At 78.4% G+C, this 1271-nt stretch carries 1 protein-coding gene and 1 pseudogene; both read left to right on the top strand.

All coding sequences use genetic code 11. From position 1 onward, the window contains the following. Positions 1-804 (top strand): MFS transporter (locus ACWEVO_RS36670; protein ID WP_452311971.1); only part of this gene is annotated, 804 nt, incomplete at its 5' end. 12 nt (positions 805-816) lie between these two features. Continuing rightward, a pseudogene (locus tag ACWEVO_RS36665) lies at positions 817-1271 on the top strand (hypothetical protein); the annotation flags it as partial.

The following is a 1271-nucleotide window of genomic DNA, read 5'->3' as shown; positions in this document are numbered from 1 at the left end:
ACCCGTCGAACCGCTCCTCCTGCCCGTAGCCGCCCTGGCGGTCGTCCTGGCCGTAGGCGCCCGGGCGCCGGGATCGACCGGCTGCGCCGCGCGGCCGCCGCCCCGGCCGCCGCGCACGGCACCGGCGGCTGGCGGGCCCTCGCGGCGAGCCTGCGCGACCGGCAGTTCCGCTGGCTGCTCGCCGCCTACCTGGCCATGTCCACCACCACCCACCTGGTCCTGGCCGGGGTGCCCTACTACGCCCAGTACGAGCTGGGCCGGCCGAAGCTCACCACCGTGCTGGTGGCCGCGTTCCTCGCGCCCGCGCTGCTGGTCACCCCGGCCTGGCTGGCGGTGGCCCGCCGGATCGGCAAGCAGCGGGCGCTGCTGGCCGCGCAGTCCACCTTCGCCGTCGGCACGCTGGTGCTCGCCGTCGGCCGGCCGGTGGGCCTGCCCGTCCTGGTCGCGGTGGTGGCGGTGCTCGGGGTGGCGTTCGCCGCCCTGCAACTGCTGCCCTTCTCGATGCTGCCCGACGTGATCCGCGCCGCCGGGACCGCCCGCGCCGGGACGTACACCGGGGTGTGGACGGCCACCGAGGCGACCGGCGGGGCGCTCGGCCCCTACGCGTACGCCCTCTGCCTGGCCGCCGGCGGGTTCGTCGCCTCCACCGCCGGGGAGACCGTCACCCAGTCCCCCGCGGCCCTGGCGGCCATCCGGTACGGCTTCGGCCTGCTGCCGGCCGCCGTGATGCTGGTCGCGGTGCTGCTGCAGCGTCGGTACACCCTGGACCGTGTGGCCCGCGCCGAGTCCGGGGCGGCGCATTAGACTTCGCCCCCGATGGACGCCCAGCCCGCCGCCCCCGACACCCGCCCCTGCGCGCACTGCGGGCGCGACGTGCCCCAGCGCGCCGGCGCCGGCCGCCCCTTCCGCTACTGCCGCGACAACGACGGCGCCTGCCAGCGCGCCTCCCGCAACTCGCGGATGCGCCACCGCAACGCCCCCGGCCTGCCCGGACAGGTGGCCCGCACCTGGGAGGCGGTGGACCGGCTCGACCAGATCGTGGAGACCCTCACCGAGGCGCTGCACGCCGAACTGTCCCCCACCGGCGTGGAACGGCAGCTCGCCCAGCTGCGCGCCGAGACCGCAGCCCAGGTGGCGGCCGCGCACGGCGAGCGCGACGAGGCCCGCCGCGACGCCGAGGACGCCGCCGCGACCGCCGCCCGGGCGCGCCAGGAGGCCCGCTCGGTGGTCAGGTCGGCCACCCGCCGGCGCTCGCCGTCCAGCTCCGTGCG

This window comes from Micromonospora sp. NPDC003776, from assembly GCF_053605645.1.
This window is presented reverse-complemented; position numbering and strand designations above follow the sequence as displayed.